The organism is Terrabacter sp. R4-6 (genome assembly GCF_057529065.1).
In genome coordinates, this window is record NZ_CP197224.1 from 1,697,646 (window position 1) to 1,713,651 (window position 16,006).

Sequence of the window (16,006 nt, forward strand, 5' to 3'; positions counted from 1 at the left end):
GACGACGGACGTGACCGACGAATCCGCGCCGGAGCCCGTGCCGCCCACCTCGGCGGCTCCACCTGCACCACCCGCGCGCCCAGCCCGGCCGGCCCGCGCGGTCCCCGCGATGCCGCGCGGCGTCCTCATCCTCGTGGCACTGGCGGCCGGCTTCGTCGTCGCCTTCGGCATCCACCTCGTGTCCGGGATCCTCGGGCCGCTCTTCCTCGCGCTCGTCCTCACCATCGCGGCGTTCCCGGTGCGCAACGCCATGGTGCGCCGCGGGCTGCCGCACTGGCTCGGCACCCTCACGGTCGTGCTCGCGATCTACCTCGGCATCGTCGGGCTGGCCCTGCTCATGGTCGTGTCCGGCGCCGAGCTCGCGGGCCTGCTGCCGCAGTACGCCGACGACCTCGCGGCGCTCGTCGCCGACGTGACCGACTGGCTCGCCGCCCGTGGTGTCGAGCCCGAGCAGACGCAGGCCATCGCCTCGTCCCTCGACCTCGGCCGCGTCACCGCGGTCATCACGTCGCTGCTCTCGAACATCCTGTCGCTCGTGACGAACCTCGCCTTCGTCCTCGCGCTCGTGCTCTTCTCCGCGATGGACGCGAAGGGCTTCTCCGAGACCCTCACGACGCTGCGGACCGAGCGGCCCGCGTTCGTGTCGGCGATGACGTCCTTCACGCACGGGACGCGCCGATACCTCGTCGTGGCAACGGTGTTCGGCGCCATCGTCGCCGTCTTCGACACCGTGTTCCTCTGGTTCGTCGGGGTGCCGGGCGCGCTCCTCTGGGGGCTGCTGGCCTTCATCACGAACTACATCCCCAACATCGGCTTCGTCATCGGCCTCGTGCCCCCGGCGATCCTCGCGCTGCTCGAGGGCGGGTGGAGCTCGTTCGTCCTCGTCGTCGTGGTCTACAGCGTCATCAACCTCATCATCCAGTCGGTGATCCAGCCGAAGATCGTCGGCGACGAGGTGGGCCTGTCGGCGGTCGTGACGATCCTGTCCCTCGTCGTCTGGTCCGTCATGCTCGGCGGCATCGGCGCCGTGCTCGCCATCCCGCTGACGCTGCTCGTCAAGGCCCTGCTCGTCGACGTCGACCCCGACACGCGATGGGTCGGCGGCCTCCTCGGCGACCGTGGCCCAACGCCGTCCTGACCCGCGCCGTCGCGGCGCGTGCCGGGCCGGCGCCGCCCCGTCTCGGTTCGGCTCGCGGGACCCCCGCGCTGGCCCTACTGTCCGGTAGTGGGACGTGTGACGCGGGGCACATCGTGGCCGGCGGGCGGCGCCCCTGCAGGTTGCAGTGCTCAGCGTCAGCAAGCCTTCCACCCACAAAGGAGTGTGTCGTGAAGAGCCGGTCCCTCATGTCATCCACCCGCCGGCGCGCCCTCGGGGCCGGCCTCTCCGCCCTCATCGGTGCCGGAGCCGCCCTCGCCCTCGGCGCCCCGGCCGTCGCCGCCGGCACGGGCTACGTCGCCCTCGGCGACTCCTACTCCTCGGGCACCGGGACCCGGACGTACATCAGCGACGGCACGTCGTGCCAGCGCTCCGTCTACGCCTACCCCTCGCTCGACGCCTCGGCCCTCGGCCTGGCGCTGAACTTCCGCGCGTGCTCCGGGGCGACGGTCGCCGACGTGACGAACACCCAGCTGTCCGCGCTGTCGAGCACCACGGCATACGTCACGATCTCGGTGGGCGGCAACGACGCCGGCTTCGCGAGCGTCCTGACGACGTGCGCGCAGCCGAGCTGGCTGAGCAACTGCAACGGCGCCATCGACACGGCACAGGGCACCATCAACAACACCATCCCGGGCCGTCTCGCGACGCTCTACTCCTCGATCCGCGCCAAGGCCCCGAACGCCCGCGTCATCGTCGTCGGCTACCCGCGCATCTTCAACGGTGAGGACTGCAACGCCTTCACGTGGTTCTCCCCGACCGAGGAGTCGCGCCTCAACGCGACCGCCGACCTGCTCAACTCCCGGACGGCGACCGCCGCCGCCAACGCCGGCTTCACCTTCGTCAACCCCACCTCGAGGTTCGTCGGCCACGCCGTCTGCGACAGCGTCGAGTGGCTGAACGGCCTGTCCAACCCGATCAGCGAGAGCTACCACCCCAACGTCGCCGGGCACCGTGACGGCTACGCCGTCGTGACCAAGCCCGCCTTCGGGCTCGCCCTCAAGCTGTCGGCGAAGCAGGCCGAGGCCCGGGCCGTCGCGTCGGCCGACTCCCTGGCCCGTGACGCGAGGCGGTATGCCGCCGCCGACCGCACGATCACCCCGGAGCAGTTCGTCGCTCCCGACCTCACGACCCCCGCGGCCCGCGCCGCCGCGGCCCGCGCCGGGGTCGACCTGGGCAGCCGGGCGAGCATCGACGCGGCCGACCGGCTCTACTCGGCCCGCCAGGACGCCGCGAGGAGTGCCGTGGCTGCGCGGTGAGCCCGCACTGAAGAAGTGGTGAGGTCGTCGGGCGTCGCCCGGACCCGGCACCTAGTCTGACCGGGTGCGCTACGACGACATCATCATCGGGGCCGGTCACAACGGCCTCACGGCCGCCGCCTACCTGGCCCGCGCGGGAAGGACTGTCCTCCTCCTCGAGCGATCGGACCAGGTGGGCGGCGCTGCCGTGTCCGCCCGCGCCTTCGAGGGGGTCGACGCGCGGCTGTCGCGCTACTCCTACCTCGTGTCGCTGCTGCCGCGCCAGGTGCTCACCGACCTCGACCTCGACCTGCGGCTCATCCGCAGGCGGTTCTCGTCGTACACGCCGGTCCCCTCGGATCCCGGCCGCGGCCTCCTCGTCGACCACGGCGACGAGACGGCGACGCGCGCGGCCTTCCGCGCGCTGACCGGCGGCGACGACGCGTACGCCGGGTGGAGCGACTTCTACGGCCGGATGGCCGACGTCGCCGGGCGCATCTTCCCGACGGTCCTCGAGCCGCTGCGCTCCCGCGAGCAGGTGCGCGCGCTGTCCGGCGACGCCGACCTCTTCGACGCGCTGACGACGCGACCCGTCGGCGAGCTCATCGAGTCGGTCACCGATGACGACACCCTGCGCGGCATCATCGCCACCGACGCCCTCATCGGCACCTTCGCCTCGCTCGGTGAGGGCGACCTGCGCCAGAACGTCTGCTTCCTCTACCACCTCATCGGCGGCGGCACCGGCGACTGGGACGTCCCCGTCGGAGGCATGGGCGCACTCACGGACTCTCTCGCGGCAGCAGCCGTCTCGGCTGGCGCGACGATCGTCACCGGGGCCGAGGTCACGTCGGTCGACCCCACGACCGGTGAGGTCGCCTGGTCGGGCGGGAGCGCCGGCAGCGGCAGCGCCGTCGGCGGCACCCTCGTGGCCGGCTGCGCGCCGACCGTCCTCAACCGGCTGCTCGCCGCGGCGGGAGCCGACCCGGTCGACACCGAGCCCGACGTCGAGGGCGCCCAGCTCAAGGTCAACATGCTGCTGACGCGCCTCCCCCGGCTGCGCGACGCCTCCGTCGACCCCGCCGCCGCCTTCGCCGGCACCTTCCACATCAACGAGGGCTACGGCCAGCTCGAGCAGACGTATGCCGCCGCGCGCGACGGGCGGATCCCGGACCTGCCGCCGTGCGAGATCTACTGCCACACCCTCTCGGACCGCTCGATCCTCGGGGCGGACCTCGCGGCCACGGATGCGCAGACGCTGACGCTCTTCGGCCTGCACCTGCCGGCGCGCCTCTTCCGCGCCGACAACGAGTCCGCGACGAAGGAGGCGCTGGCCGCGACCCTGCGCTCGCTCGACTCCGTGCTCGGCGAGCCCATCGAGTCGGTGCTCGCCCGCGACGGCGCCGGCAACCCGTGCATCGAGGTCAAGAGCCCCGTCGACCTCGAGCAGTCCGTCGGCCTGCCGGGCGGCAACATCTTCCACCGCTCGCTGCAGTGGCCCTGGGCCGAGCAGGACCCCGAGGTGGGCACGTGGGGTGTCGAGACGGCATACGACAACGTGCTGCTCGGCGGAGCCGGCGCCCGGCGTGGCGGAGGCGTGAGCGCGATCCCCGGCCACAACGCGGCCCGAGCGATCCTCGGCTGAGGGCTACGCGGGCCAGACGCCCGAGCTGCCGCGCCGGTGGCTGCCCATGAGGTGGGTGTCGACGATGCCGACAGCCTCCATCAAGGCGTACATCGTCGTGGGTCCGACGAAGGCGAAGCCCTTCTTGCGCAAGGCTTTTGACAGCGCCTTGCTCTCCTCGGAGACGGTGGGCACCTCGGAGTGGTCGACGGGGCGCGGGGTGTCGGCCGGCTGGAAGCCCCAGACGAAGTCGACGAGGCCACCCTCGTCGCGCAGGGCGATGGTGGCTCGGGCGTTGGTGATGGTCGCCTGGATCTTGCCGCGGTGGCGGATGATGCCGGCGTCACCGAGCAGTCGCTCGACGTCGGCGTCGGTGTAGCCGGCCACGACGTCGGGGTCGAAGTCCGCGAAGGCCGCCCGGAAGCTGGGGCGCTTGCGCAGGATCGTCGCCCACGACAGGCCGGCCTGGAAGCCCTCGAGGCAGATCCGCTCGTAGAGGCCGCGCTCGTCACGGATCGGCACCCCCCACTCGGTGTCGTAGTAGTCCATGAGAAGGGGGTCCACCGAGGCCCATGTGGGGCGGGCGAGCCCGTCAGCGCCGACGACCGTCATGCCGCGACCCTAGGACAGCGACCGGCGCATGACGACGCGGGGGAAGCCGCCGGAGACGGCGGTCGTGTCGGCCGCCTTGGTGAAGCCCGCCCGCTCGAAGAGGACCTGCGTGCCGACGTACGCCATCGTGAGGTCGACCTTCTCCCCGCGGTTGTCGACGGGGTAGCCCTCGACGGCCGGGGCGCCGCGGTCGCGCGCGTAGTCGACGGCGCCCTCGAGGAGCGGCAGCGAGATCCCCTGACCCCGGTGGCCGGGTCGGACGCGGATGCACCAGATCGACCACACGGCGACGTCGTCGACGTGCGGGATCTTCGTCGAGCGGGAGAAGGGCAGCTCCGAGCGCGGTGCCACTGCAGCCCAGCCGGCGACCTCGTCGCCGTCGTAGGCCAGCACGCCGGGCGCAACCGGGCGACGCGTCAGGTCACGGACGAACTCGCCGCGCGCCGGACCGACGAGACTCCGGCTGGTCCTCGAGTCGAGCCGGTGGCTCAGGCACCAGCACACGGTCGACGCGGGGTTCCTCGGGCCGAGCATCGTGGCGACGTCGTCGAACCGCGCGAGCGTCGCGGGGCGCACCTCGAAGGTCATGGCGCCAACGCTAGCGACGGGCACCGACACGTGGGACGTCCCACCGCGCGCCCCCGCGGGTCATGATGGGCGGGTGACGCCGGACCCGTACGCCGGACTCGACCTCGAGTCGCTCGACCTGCGCGCACACCCCGAGGACTACCGCGTCGGCCGAGGCGAGCAGGGGGTGCTGCGCGTGCAGCCCTACAAGGACGAGCTGCTGCCGCTCTGGCGGTTCCGCACCGCCGAGGCCGCTCGCGAGAGCGCGACCGCCATCCGGTCGAGGTTCGAGGACTACCTCGCCGCCGGTGACCTCGTCGGGGCCGACATGGCCCGCAAGTTCCTCCAGATGGGCTACACCCGTGCCCGCCGCTACGCGAACCACCCCGGAGGCCGCAAGTACGACGGCCCGGTCCCGGCCGACCAGCGCGGACGCAGCGGCGCGCACGGCCGGACCGAGCTCCCCCGCGGACCGGAGGACGAGGAGAAGGCCGCGGCGGCCCGGGTGTTCAAGGCGGCCTGGGACGCCGTCGAGGCGGTCACCGAGTACACCGACTGGCGCACCGAGCACCGCGAGCGACACGGCTGACGGCGTGGACACCGTGGGGGTTTTGTCCGATTTGTCGACAGGCCGTCACCGACCTCCGTACCGTGGCAGGACGGCATACGCCCGCAGTCACCTCGGAGGACCCATGCGCCCGACCAGCACCCCCACCCGCACCCGCGTCGGCCTCGTCGTCGCCGCGTCGGCCGCGCTCGCGGCCACCCCGGCGATCGGCCCGGCGCAGTCCGCGGGGGCGGCGACGGTGAGCGTCCAGAACCAGGTCATCCAGCTCGTCAACGTCCAGCGGGCCAAGGCCGGGTGCCGAGCGCTCGTGCTCGACGTGCGCCTCGCACGCGCCGCCCAGGCGCACTCGATCGACATGGCGAAGCGCCGCTACTTCTCGCACACGAGCCTCGACGGTCGCACCTTCGCGCAGCGCATCCGGGCGCAGGGCTACACCGGATCGCTCATCGGCGAGAACATCGCGGCGGGCTACCCCACGCCGAAGGCCGTCATGGACGCGTGGATGAAGAGCCCGGGACACAAGGCCAACATCCTCAACTGCCGCTACAAGGCCATCGGTGTCGGCTCAGCGGTCGGTGGCCCCTACCGCTACTACTGGACGCAGGACTTCGGCGGCTGACCCCGGAGCAGCTCAGTCGTCGAAGACGTGCCAGCAGATGGCACTGCGGCGTCGCTGGTCGTCGAGCACGAGCTCGCGGATGTCGGCGGGCAGCTGCTCGCGCTGCCAGTCACGCTCCTCGACCCGGGCGCGTTCGGCCTCGACGGGCGGCGCCCCCGCGCTGACCGCCCTGATGGCGTATGCCGCAGCGCCGAGCTCGTGCGCGGCGACGTGGGCGACCGCGACCGCCTGCCCCACCGACAGCGCCGCGAACTTCACGGGATCGTCCATCCCGCGCCCGGCGGCGTTGGCCCGGAAGGCCGCCTGGTGGGCGTCACGCATCGGCGCCTCGCCACGGATCCACGCCCGGGCGACGTCCATGGCCTCGTGGGGACGCCGGTCGTCCGGGTGCGCCGTCTCGAAGAGCGGCAGCACGTGCGCGGCGCACACGAGGGCCCACTCGGCGAGGAGCCGGTGGTGCGCGTCCGTCAGGGTGCCGCCGCGGCGGATCGTGATGAACCGCGGGTCACGCTGGGTCGGCAGGATCGGCATCCCCCGTTCCTACCACGCAGGGGGACCCGTCTTTTGTTTATCCTTGCGGGTACATAACTGATCGGGTACATTCACGTCATGGACGCGGTGCTGCAGGCCTTGAGCGACCAGAGCCGACGCACGGTGCTGGAGATCCTGCGCGACCACCCGGCGACGGCCGGCGAGCTGGCCGACGCCCTGCCGATCGCCCGGCCCGGCGTGTCCCGGCACCTGCGGGTGCTTCGCGAAGCCGGTCTCGTCGAGGTGCGCCAGGAGGCACAGCGCAGGATCTACACCCTGCGCCCGGAGGCGCTCGTCGAGGTCGACGAGTGGCTGGAGGCCTACCGCGCCCTGTGGCAGAACCGGCTCGACGCCCTGCACACCGAGATCGCCCGAGGAAAGAAGGCACGGAAGTGAAGATCATCGGCACCATGCGCGCCCTCGACGACACCCGCGGAGCGGTCCGCGTCGAGGACGTCTACGACACCGACATCGACGACCTGTGGGAGGCCTGCACCACCCCGGAGCGCCTGGCGCGCTGGATCGCCGAGGTGTCCGGCGACCTGCGCGTGGGAGGGACGGTCCACGCCGTCTTCACGAGCACGTGGACCGGTCCGGCGACCATCGAGGTCTGCGACGCGCCCCACCACCTGCTCCTGACGACCGAGCCGGGCAGCGACGACGAGAGCCAGATCGAGGCGTGGCTCACCGCCGAGGGGTCCCGGACGCGGCTCGTCGTCGAGGAGCGCGGGCTGCCGGTCGGGCAGCTCCACTTCTACGGGGCCGGGTGGCAGGTGCACCTCGAGGATCTCGGACGGTCGCTGGCGAGCGGCGGCTCGGCCCACGCCGACGGCTGGTCGCAGGAGGTGGCCGCACCGACCTGGCACGAGCGCTGGACCGCCCTGACCCCCACCTACGAGAAACTGACGGACCGCTGATGTCCGACACGATCCGGTTCGACGGGACGACGGTCAACGCTCCCGACGCCATGGCACTCGCACAGTTCTACGCCGAGATCACGGGCGGCATCGTGCGAGGCTCGGCACACTGGGCCGCGGTCAGCACCGGAGCCGCCATGATCGCCTTCCAGCAGGTCGAGGACTTCGAGCCGCCGACCTGGCCGGGAGGGTCCGCGCCGACGCAGCTGCACCTCGACTTCTTCGTCAACGACCTCGAGGCGACCGGAGCACGTGCGACCGCTGCCGGGGCCCGGCTCCTCGAGGTCCAGCCCAACGAGCACTGCCGCGTCTACACCGATCCCGCCGGCCACCCGTTCTGCCTGTCCACGTGGGAAGCGCGTCAGCTCTTCGAGAGGTGACCACGCTCGGGACAGCCTCAGGTGTCGTCAGGTCGGGGTGAAGTCGACGAGGTGCAGGTGCAGGGGTCCGCCGGAGGGGGCGGGGTAGCGGCGGCCGAGTCTGGCTGGTGGTCTGGATCGGTTCGGCTGGTTCGGGTCGTGGTCTGGGTGGGGGTCGGGGGCCGGGACCAGGTGTGGTGGTGGTGTCCGGGGTGGTTGGTGGGGTGGGCCGATGAGTAGTCCGGTGTCGGTGTGGAAGAGCAGGCCGTCGGGTCGGGTGGGGTCGCCGGTGATGGTGAACTCGCCGCGGTGGTGTCCGTCGTGGTGGGAGGTGCAGACGCCGAGGAGGTTGGTGTCGTCGGTGGGGCCGCCGTCGCGCCAGTGGATGAGGTGGTGGATCTCGAGGTTGCGGGTGGAGCCGCAGCCGGGGAAGCGGCAGCCGCGGTCGCGGTCCAGGACCAGGACTCGGGTGCGGTGCGGGACGACGCGTTGGGTGCGGCCGACGTTGACGGGGTGTCCGTCGGTCTGCCAGACGGGGGTCAGGGTCCCGTCGCAGGTGAGCTGGTCGGTGATGTGCTGGGGCAGGCGGGGGCGGCCGGTGAGCCAGGCGCCGTCGGTGTCGAGGTGGACCTGGACCCGGTACCGGGCCCGCCGAGCGGCCCCACCCGAGCCACCGGAGGAGCCGGAGGTTCCGTCGCGTGTCGTGGTGGCGGCGTCGAGGGAGCGGGTGGCGAGCACGATGAGGGCGTCGGCCCAGGTGACGCGGGGCCGGCCGCCGCTGGTGCAGGTCTGGTCGGGGTGCAGCACGTCCCCGTTCAGGGCCCGCTTCTGCTCGTCGGTCCAACCCTCGGGTGCGAGGGTGTGGAAGAGGTGGTCCTTGGCCTCGGCGAGGGCCGCTTCGACGAGCGCGCCGACCTCGGCGGGTGCGTCGTAGCGCAGCCGGAACCGCCCGTCGGCGTCGAGGCCCATGCTCAGGTGCGCCGGCTCGACCGGCTCCACCCGTGGCCGATCCAGGGTCGCGTCCTGCTCACCGGGGGGTATCTCGCCGGGCAGGCCGCGGCCGCGGTCGTCGACGCTGTCGGGTTGGAGGGTGAAGTCGTACCGGGTGACCGTGCGCTGCAGCTGGGTGACCGTCGCGTGCTGCGCGAACTCCGCCACGGTGGTGTCGAACGCGGCCGGGGTGTGCCGGGCCACGACCGCGGCCTGGTCCAGGCTGATCCGCCCCTGGCGCAACGCGGCGGAGGTCGCGGGCAGCTCCTGCGCCCGCCGGGCCAGCAGGACCACCGCGGACGCCTGGCCCCGCGACAGCCCGGCGCGCAGCATCAGCCAGTGCTCGGGTGACCGCAGCCCGGCGGCCTGCCAGGACCCGTCGGTCAGGACGGCCGCGACGAAGTCGACGAGCCGGGCGTGCGCGTCGTGCAGGTCGGCGGCCAGGGACGCGACGTGGTCCCAGTCCTGCTCGATCTGCTGCGCGCTCCGGCTCTGCTCCATACCCCTAATCGTACAGGTGTTCGAATGACCCGACAAGAGTTGTCCACACCAAACGTCTTGTCCCACAGGGGTTTACGCCTCATCGAGACGCGCGCAACGGCATACCCCTGCGGCCGTCAGGCCGGTCATGGGTAAGGATGGGGCATGCCAGAGCCGACCCGCCCGCAGACCCCGGACGACACGATCGGTGCGCGCGACCTCACGGCCTGGCGCACCCGTTTCGGCCGCTGGCTCGTCGACGTCTTCGCCGGGCTCGCGCGCGCCTCACGCCCCGCGGCACGGCGCGTCAGGTCGTGGTCCTCGGCCCACGTGGCCTTCGTCGTCTTCGCCGTCATCGCGCTCGTCGTCATGGTCGTCCTCGTCGAGGGCATCGAGACGGTCTACGAGGGGGTCGCCGGACGGGACGGGCTGACTGCGGTCGACCAGCCGGTGCTCGACGCGGCCATCACCCTCCGCTCCCCCGGGCTCGACTCCGCGATCACCGCCTTCACCGACGTCGGCGGCCCGGTCGGCATGCCGATCCTCGCCCTCGTCGCGGTCGCGATCATCACGTGGCGTCGTCGCCGGTGGACACCGATCGTGCTCACCGTCATCGCCGCGGCCGGGTCGCTCGCCATGACGATCGTGGGCAAGAACGTCGTGGACCGGGCCCGCCCGCCGGCCTCGCTCGCCGTGCCACCCCTCGAGGTGTCGCCGTCGTTCCCGAGCGGCCACACCCTCAACGCCACGGTGCTGACCACGATCGTCGTCTACCTCGTCCTCATCGAGACGACCGCGGCATGGCAGCGCACCCTCGCGATCACGATCGGCACGCTCTTCGTCGCGACGATGGGGCTCTCCCGCGTCTTCCTCGGCCACCACTGGCTCACCGACGTGCTCGCGGGCTGGCTCATCGGCCTCGCCTGGGCCCTCGCCGTCATCACCGCGCACCGCCTCTGGCTCACCCTGCGAGAGCGGCCCGAGGCGGTGCGCGGCGACGCCGCAGCCCCTGAGGGTGCGGCTACTCCTTGACCGCGCCCTCGACCGAGCCGGAGATGATCCGCTTCTGGAAGACGAAGAACATCAGCGCCACCGGGATCGTCATGAGCACCGCCGCAGCGTGTGTGAGCGACGACCCCGACGAGCGGGCTGGAAATGGGCTGCGGTCACTACGTCCAGAACGCAGGATGAGGCGGCTCGACAGGTCAAACCCTTCACGGTGAGGTCCGAGCACGCGACTCATTCTGTTCGAGCCCACACGTCCGGTCTCTTCATTGCAAAGACCCTGTGGGCCCCTCCCAAGCAATATGATCCATTCGACGTCGGCCAATGACTGGGAGCGAAATGGATGCGGATGACGCTGGCTGGCGGCGCATCGCGCTGTACCTCCTCATTACGCTTGCGAGCGTTTTTGCTCCGGGCGCTGTCATCGTCGCATCCTTGGCCATATGGCGAGTCTCCCAAGACTCGGTTCTTCTTCAATCGATGCAGTCAGGAACAGCAGACGGTGCGGGAGCCTTGCGGTACCTGTGGATCGCTGCGGGACTGAGCCTGAGTTATCTAGTCGGCTACTTCGCACGCGCACTTGGCTTTGTCGCCGTACGTTCGATTGGAAAACGATGGGGTCCGCAAGGCACCGTTGGGAAGTTGCGTGCCGATATCGTCGATCGCCTGGGTGCAGACTCTTGGGATCGAGCCATGGCTACGCATCCAGCGCTCCGAGCTTCGCTCAACGGACCGCTTGATCAGTCGAAGCTGAGTGAGGACCCTCTGTTTGACGCCTTCATCTACTGCAAGCTGTGGCTCCGCCGGATGGCTCCTACCCTGAACATCGACGCGATCGAGCTGGAGATCAATGTGCTGTGCGGGTCGCTTGTGCCAGTCGCGGCCGTCACGCTCTTGATGGGTCAACAGGCGCAACTATCATCGGGCGGCTGGGTTGCCACCGCAGCTCTCGCGCTCGCTGCTTGGTGGATCATCATCACGAACGCCTTGAAGCTCAGGCAGGACGAGCGTTATGAGGCCTTTCGCAACGTGGTAGCCGACGCAGCCATGCGGGCAGCGTCCACTGGCCGCCCCCTCCGGCCGTCCGCACCTCCCGGGCCAGCCACCACCTGATCGCAATCAGGCACGAGGGCGAACCCATCGATGGAATAGGCTCGCGCCATGACTCGCCGACAGCCGTGGCTCCACGAACTGTCGATACTGGTTTCTGGAAACGCCACCGTGATGTCAAGTCGTCATGGCGACATTGAGCTCGGAACGTGCCAGGGTCTTTTCGTAGATGATCGACGCATCATCAATCAGTTGACGGTCCGAATCGGGCGTGAGACACCGGACTTCCTTGCCGAGCGGGTGACGGGGGGGACTGGACTTCACCTTGGTGTCGCGCGAAACCTTGACGATGGTATTCAGCAATCGATGGTGGAGATCCTGAGGAGACGCACCCTCGAGGGCCCTGTCATGGTCGAGAAGGTCACGCTCACATCTCGGTATCCATACTCAATTGAAACAAACGTCGCCTTCGACATCCTGGGGGACGGGCTCGGCATTGCAGAGGTCAAGTCCGGCATTCTGCGAGGCCCTGACCTGCGCAGGGTTGAAATAGGCACGGACGAACGCAGCGCAGAACTGGCTGATGACTGGCACCGCACGTCCGTCGCCCTGGAGGAGCTCCCGACGGGCAGCATGGTGGCCGTGCGACCCGGTGACGACGGCTCCGTCGCGCTCGAGACGACACTCGTCGTCGAGCCCGGCCGCACCGCCTCCGTCTGTCTGCGCGTCACGACGGAGCGGCTCCGGGCCTCCGCCTTCGACGCGGACCCCGGCGCCGATGCCGTGACGTGGGACGACGTGCGCGTCACCGCCCAGGACCACCGGGTCGCGCGCACCGTCGAGCGCGGTCTCGACGACCTGCGCCACCTCGTCCTGCGCGACCCCGCCTCGCCCGAGCACATCTTCGCCGCAGCCGGAACCCCTTGGTATCTCACGCTGTTCGGCCGCGACTCCATCTGGACGGCCCGCATGCTGCTGCCCTTCGGCACCGAGCTGGCCGAGGGGACGCTGCACACGCTGGCCCGACGCCAGGGCACGACGCACGACCCCGTCACGGGCGAGGCGCCCGGCAAGATCCCGCACGAGCTGCGCCGCCACGTGCACCGCGACACCACCACCGGCATGGCGCTGCCGCAGGTCTACTACGGCACCGTCGACGCGACCGCCCTCTGGGTCTGCCTCCTCGCCGACGCCTGCGACTGGGGCCTGGCGCCCGAGCGAGCCCGCACGCTGCTGCCCGCCCTCCGGTCCGCCGTCGACTGGCTCACGGGCGACGGGCAGCCCGACGACGACGGCCTGCTCAAGTACCTCGACACCTCCGGCACGGGCCTCGCCAACCAGGGCTGGAAGGACTCCGGCGACTCGATCCGGTGGCGCGACGGCACGGTCGCCGACGCCCCGATCGCGCTCGTCGAGGCGCAGGCGTATGCCGTCGAGGCCCTCCGCGCCGCCGCGCGCCTCTACCGGTCGCTCGGTGCCGAGGACGCCGACGCCGCTGACGCCGCTGACGCCGCTGACGCTGCGGCGACCGCGCTCGAGGGCCGGCTGCGCGACCGCTTCTGGGTCGACACCGACGCGGGCCACCACCTCGCCATCGCCCTCGACGGCGCGGGTCGAGCGGTCGACGGGCTCGGCTCCAACATGGGCCACGTGCTCGGCACGAGCGCCCTCACCGCTGACGAGGCCACGGCGGTCGCAGCGACCGTCACGTGCCCCGAGCTGCTCGACGACTTCGGGGTGCGCACCCTCGGCACCGGGAACGGCGGCTTCAACCCCATCGGCTACCACACCGGCTCGATCTGGACGCACGACACCGCGATCACGGCGATCGGCCTGTCCCGCGAGGGATTCGGTGCCGAGGCGAGCGCCGTGGCGCGGACCCTGCTCGCATCGGCCGAGGCCTTCTCCTACCGCTGGCCCGAGCTCTACTCGGGCCTCGCCCTGGGCGGCGCGCCGACGCCCTACCCGGCGTCGTGCCGGCCCCAGGCCTGGTCGGCCGCATCGGCCGTCGCGCTGCTCACGGTGGCGCTCCGCCCCCGACCCGACGCGGCCACCCGCACGCTGCACCTCTCCCCTGCGCGACCCGCCCCCTACGGGGCGCTGCGCGTCGAGGGGCTGCGCTTCTGCGGCGGCCGCATCGACGTCGCCGTCTCGGCCGACGGTGACGTCGAGGTGCTCAGCGCACCCGACGACGTCACGGTCGTCACCGACTGAGGCGACGGCATACCCCTGGAGGCCCGGCGCTCCTAGGATCGGCAGGGTGAAGCCGGCGATCATCCTCGTGTCCGAGACCCGCTGCGACGTGCTGCGCGACGAGTTCAGCCGCTACGAGCGCGACTACGAGCTGCCGACGGCCACGACGGCCCACGAGGCGAAGCAGGCCGCCAAGGCGGTCGTCGCCGAGGGCGGTCAGGTCGCGATGTTCGTCACGGAGTCGCGCCTCCCCGACGCCGACGTCCACGAGGCGTTCCACTGGTGGCGCCAGACCGTGCCGACCGCCCGCCGCGTCATCGCCGCGCACGTGTCGACCTTCCGCGACGACGCCGAGCGGCTCCGCGGCGGCATGGCCAAGGGCAAGTACGACGCGTACCTCCTCATGCCCCGCGGTGCCCGTGACGAGGAGTTCCACTCGGCCATCTGCGAGCTGCTCTCCGACTGGGGCTCGACCGTCGCCGAGCCCGAGGTCGTCGCGGTCGCCATCGTCTCACCCGTCGAGGACGCCCTGACACTGAGCATCCGCGACTACCTCGACCGGATGGGGCTGCCCAACCGCGTCTACACCCCCGAGAGCGAGAAGGGCCGGCACGTCCTCGCGCTCGTCGCGGCAGAGGGCGGCGAGGTCGAGTTCCCCCTCTTCATGGACCTCAACCAGCGCGTCGGCAGCGCCCGCAGCGTTCGCGAGGTGGCCTCGCGCATCTACGGTCGGCCCGCCGACGTCGACGTCGAGCGCGTCGTGGACGTCGCGATCGTCGGGGCCGGACCGGCCGGCCTCGCGGCCGCCGTCTACGCCTCGTCCGAGGGACTGAGCACCGTCGTCCTCGAGGCGGAGGCCGTCGGCGGGCAGGCGGGCACCTCGTCGATGATCCGCAACTACCTCGGCTTCCCGAGGGGGATCAGCGGTATGCGTCTGGCCCAGCGGGCGCGCAACCAGGCCATCCGCTTCGGCACGCAGTTCTTCTCCGGCTGGCCGGTGACGTCACTCGTGCCCGGCGAGGTGGACGCCGAGGGCGTCCTCGCGCCGCACCGTCTCTGCACCGAGGGTGGCGACCTGCTCGCCCGCGCCGTCGTCGTCTCGGCCGGGGTGAAGTACCGCCGCCTCGACGCCCCGGGCATCGAGCGGCTCGTCGGGCTGGGCGTCCACTACGGCAGCGCCATGACCGCCGCCCGTGAGATGGAGGGCTACGACGTCATGGTCGTCGGCGGCGGCAACTCCGCCGGCCAGGCGGCGATCCACCTCGCCCGCTTCGCCCGGCACGTGACGATCCTCGTGCGGCGCGAGTCGCTGGCCGAGACCATGTCCGACTACCTCGTCGGCGAGATCGGCTACAACCCGAGGATCAGCGTCCGGGGCTGCTCCGAGGTCGTCGAGGGCAGCGCCGGGGACGACGGCCGCCTCGGCTCGGTGACGGTCCGCGACACCCGCGACGGCACCGAGACCCGGCACGAGTGCCGCGGCCTCTTCCTCCTCATCGGCGCGGCACCCCACTGCGACTGGCTGCCCGACGCGGTCGCCCGCGACGAGCGGGGCTTCGTCCTCACCGGTCGCGACGTGCCCCAGGACCGGTGGCGCGGCGACCTCCCGCCCGAGAGCCTCGAGACGACCGTGCCCGGGGTCTTCGCCGCGGGCGACATCCGCGCCGGCTCGATGAAGCGCGTGGCCTCGGCGAGCGGCGAGGGTGCCTCGGTCGTGCCCCTCGTCCACGCCTGGCTCGACCCGACCCGCTGAACCGCGGCTCCACCCGTCAGAGGCGGATGAGCTGCCCGTCGCGGAACGAGTAGCGGTAGGCCGTCGTCGTGGCCGCCGGCAGGTTGGCCGGGTGCGCCGCGTGGTCGCGGTGCGGGTGCCGGGCCGGCTCGGAGGCCGTGCGGACGGGCGTCAGACCGCCGGAGACGCCTGCGGCGTGGGCCTCCCCGGCACCGAGGGCCGTCGTGCCGACGAAGGCGACCGCGACGGCAGCGCCGGCGGCACCGAGGCCACGACGGAGCGTGGCACGGAAGGTCGAGGGGGCAGTTCCGGGGCGGGGTGTCGAGTCCATGTCCTCAACGTTCGACCCGACACCTGTGGGGCGTCTG

17 protein-coding genes and 1 pseudogene are annotated in these 16,006 nt (G+C 71.6%); 12 read left to right on the plus strand and 6 right to left on the minus strand.

Annotated elements, in window-relative coordinates:
• Window positions 1-10 precede the first annotated feature (10 nt).
• The 3 genes from ACSSS0_RS08030 to ACSSS0_RS08040 all read left to right on the plus strand — a co-directional run bounded on the left by ACSSS0_RS08030 (window position 11) and on the right by ACSSS0_RS08040 (window position 4,036).
• A complete protein-coding gene (locus tag ACSSS0_RS08030; protein ID WP_487230700.1) occupies window positions 11-1,138 on the plus strand; it encodes an AI-2E family transporter in 1,128 nt (375 codons plus the stop codon).
• Between the two features lie 188 nt (window positions 1,139-1,326).
• Window positions 1,327-2,415: an SGNH/GDSL hydrolase family protein gene (locus tag ACSSS0_RS08035; RefSeq protein ID WP_487230701.1), complete on the plus strand. Its 1,089-nt coding sequence runs from the start codon at window positions 1,327-1,329 to the stop codon at window positions 2,413-2,415.
• A gap of 64 nt (window positions 2,416-2,479) precedes the next feature.
• The gene (locus ACSSS0_RS08040; protein ID WP_487230702.1) at window positions 2,480-4,036 is read left to right on the plus strand and encodes a phytoene desaturase family protein; all 1,557 of its coding nucleotides are present in this window, start codon (window positions 2,480-2,482) and stop codon (window positions 4,034-4,036) included.
• Window positions 4,037-4,039: 3 nt separating this feature from the next.
• Here the strand turns inward: ACSSS0_RS08040 and ACSSS0_RS08045 are convergent, their stop codons facing one another.
• Both ACSSS0_RS08045 and ACSSS0_RS08050 read right to left on the minus strand, forming a co-directional pair.
• The gene (locus ACSSS0_RS08045) at window positions 4,040-4,627 is read right to left on the minus strand and encodes a DNA-3-methyladenine glycosylase I (RefSeq protein WP_435984524.1); all 588 of its coding nucleotides are present in this window, start codon (window positions 4,625-4,627) and stop codon (window positions 4,040-4,042) included.
• 9 nt (window positions 4,628-4,636) lie between these two features.
• Window positions 4,637-5,215 (minus strand): GNAT family N-acetyltransferase, encoded by a 579-nt coding sequence (locus ACSSS0_RS08050; RefSeq protein WP_487230703.1) that lies wholly within the window; start codon window positions 5,213-5,215, stop codon window positions 4,637-4,639.
• Between the two features lie 73 nt (window positions 5,216-5,288).
• Between ACSSS0_RS08050 and ACSSS0_RS08055 the strand changes: the two genes are divergently transcribed.
• The gene (locus ACSSS0_RS08055) at window positions 5,289-5,783 is read left to right on the plus strand and encodes a DUF4385 domain-containing protein (protein ID WP_435984522.1); all 495 of its coding nucleotides are present in this window, start codon (window positions 5,289-5,291) and stop codon (window positions 5,781-5,783) included.
• A 103-nt stretch (window positions 5,784-5,886) separates the two neighbouring features.
• Window positions 5,887-6,381 carry a CAP domain-containing protein gene (locus tag ACSSS0_RS08060; RefSeq protein ID WP_435984521.1) on the plus strand — a complete coding sequence of 165 codons (495 nt, stop codon included), beginning with the start codon at window positions 5,887-5,889 and terminating at the stop codon, window positions 6,379-6,381.
• Window positions 6,382-6,393: 12 nt separating this feature from the next.
• Here ACSSS0_RS08060 and ACSSS0_RS08065 read toward each other — a convergent pair whose 3' ends face one another.
• A complete protein-coding gene (locus ACSSS0_RS08065) occupies window positions 6,394-6,912 on the minus strand; it encodes a putative immunity protein (protein WP_487230704.1) in 519 nt (172 codons plus the stop codon).
• Window positions 6,913-6,990: 78 nt separating this feature from the next.
• Here ACSSS0_RS08065 and ACSSS0_RS08070 point away from each other — a divergent pair, with 78 nt between their 5' ends.
• From ACSSS0_RS08070 to ACSSS0_RS08080, 3 genes are read left to right on the plus strand one after another with little or no spacing between them, the layout of a single operon-like run.
• Window positions 6,991-7,308 (plus strand): ArsR/SmtB family transcription factor, encoded by a 318-nt coding sequence (locus ACSSS0_RS08070; RefSeq protein WP_435984519.1) that lies wholly within the window; start codon window positions 6,991-6,993, stop codon window positions 7,306-7,308.
• The gene (locus ACSSS0_RS08075) at window positions 7,305-7,829 is read left to right on the plus strand and encodes an SRPBCC family protein (RefSeq protein ID WP_487230705.1); all 525 of its coding nucleotides are present in this window, start codon (window positions 7,305-7,307) and stop codon (window positions 7,827-7,829) included. The genes ACSSS0_RS08070 and ACSSS0_RS08075 overlap by 4 nt, the downstream gene beginning before the upstream one ends.
• The gene (locus ACSSS0_RS08080) at window positions 7,829-8,209 is read left to right on the plus strand and encodes a VOC family protein (RefSeq protein WP_487230706.1); all 381 of its coding nucleotides are present in this window, start codon (window positions 7,829-7,831) and stop codon (window positions 8,207-8,209) included. Before ACSSS0_RS08075 ends, ACSSS0_RS08080 begins: the two co-directional genes overlap by 1 nt.
• Before the next feature lie 27 nt (window positions 8,210-8,236).
• On the opposite strand, the gene ACSSS0_RS08085 is transcribed toward ACSSS0_RS08080, so the two are convergent.
• Complete coding sequence (locus ACSSS0_RS08085) at window positions 8,237-9,679, minus strand: HNH endonuclease signature motif containing protein (protein ID WP_487230707.1); 1,443 nt, start codon at window positions 9,677-9,679, stop codon at window positions 8,237-8,239.
• A 144-nt stretch (window positions 9,680-9,823) separates the two neighbouring features.
• On the opposite strand from ACSSS0_RS08085, the gene ACSSS0_RS08090 reads away from it, so the two are divergent.
• Window positions 9,824-10,690 carry a phosphatase PAP2 family protein gene (locus ACSSS0_RS08090; protein WP_487230708.1) on the plus strand — a complete coding sequence of 289 codons (867 nt, stop codon included), beginning with the start codon at window positions 9,824-9,826 and terminating at the stop codon, window positions 10,688-10,690.
• On the opposite strand, the pseudogene ACSSS0_RS08095 reads toward ACSSS0_RS08090, so the two are convergent.
• Window positions 10,680-10,778: pseudogene (locus ACSSS0_RS08095) on the minus strand (carbohydrate ABC transporter permease); the annotation flags it as partial. The gene ACSSS0_RS08090 and the pseudogene ACSSS0_RS08095 overlap by 11 nt on opposite strands.
• 224 nt (window positions 10,779-11,002) lie before the next feature.
• Here ACSSS0_RS08095 and ACSSS0_RS08100 point away from each other — a divergent pair.
• Genes ACSSS0_RS08100 through ACSSS0_RS08110 form a run of 3 tightly spaced genes read left to right on the plus strand, consistent with a single transcriptional unit; the run spans window position 11,003 to window position 15,659 of the window.
• The gene (locus ACSSS0_RS08100; protein ID WP_435984514.1) at window positions 11,003-11,776 is read left to right on the plus strand and encodes a hypothetical protein; all 774 of its coding nucleotides are present in this window, start codon (window positions 11,003-11,005) and stop codon (window positions 11,774-11,776) included.
• A gap of 48 nt (window positions 11,777-11,824) precedes the next feature.
• Window positions 11,825-13,927, plus strand: a complete 2,103-nt coding sequence (locus tag ACSSS0_RS08105) for a glycogen debranching N-terminal domain-containing protein (protein WP_487230709.1) — start codon at window positions 11,825-11,827, stop codon at window positions 13,925-13,927.
• A gap of 46 nt (window positions 13,928-13,973) precedes the next feature.
• Window positions 13,974-15,659, plus strand: coding sequence for an NAD(P)/FAD-dependent oxidoreductase (locus tag ACSSS0_RS08110; RefSeq protein WP_435984512.1), 1,686 nt, complete (start codon window positions 13,974-13,976; stop codon window positions 15,657-15,659).
• 16 nt (window positions 15,660-15,675) lie between these two features.
• On the opposite strand, the gene ACSSS0_RS08115 is transcribed toward ACSSS0_RS08110, so the two are convergent.
• Entirely contained in the window at window positions 15,676-15,969 is a 294-nt protein-coding gene (locus ACSSS0_RS08115) for a hypothetical protein (RefSeq protein WP_435984511.1), read from the minus strand.
• Window positions 15,970-16,006: the final 37 nt, after the last annotated feature.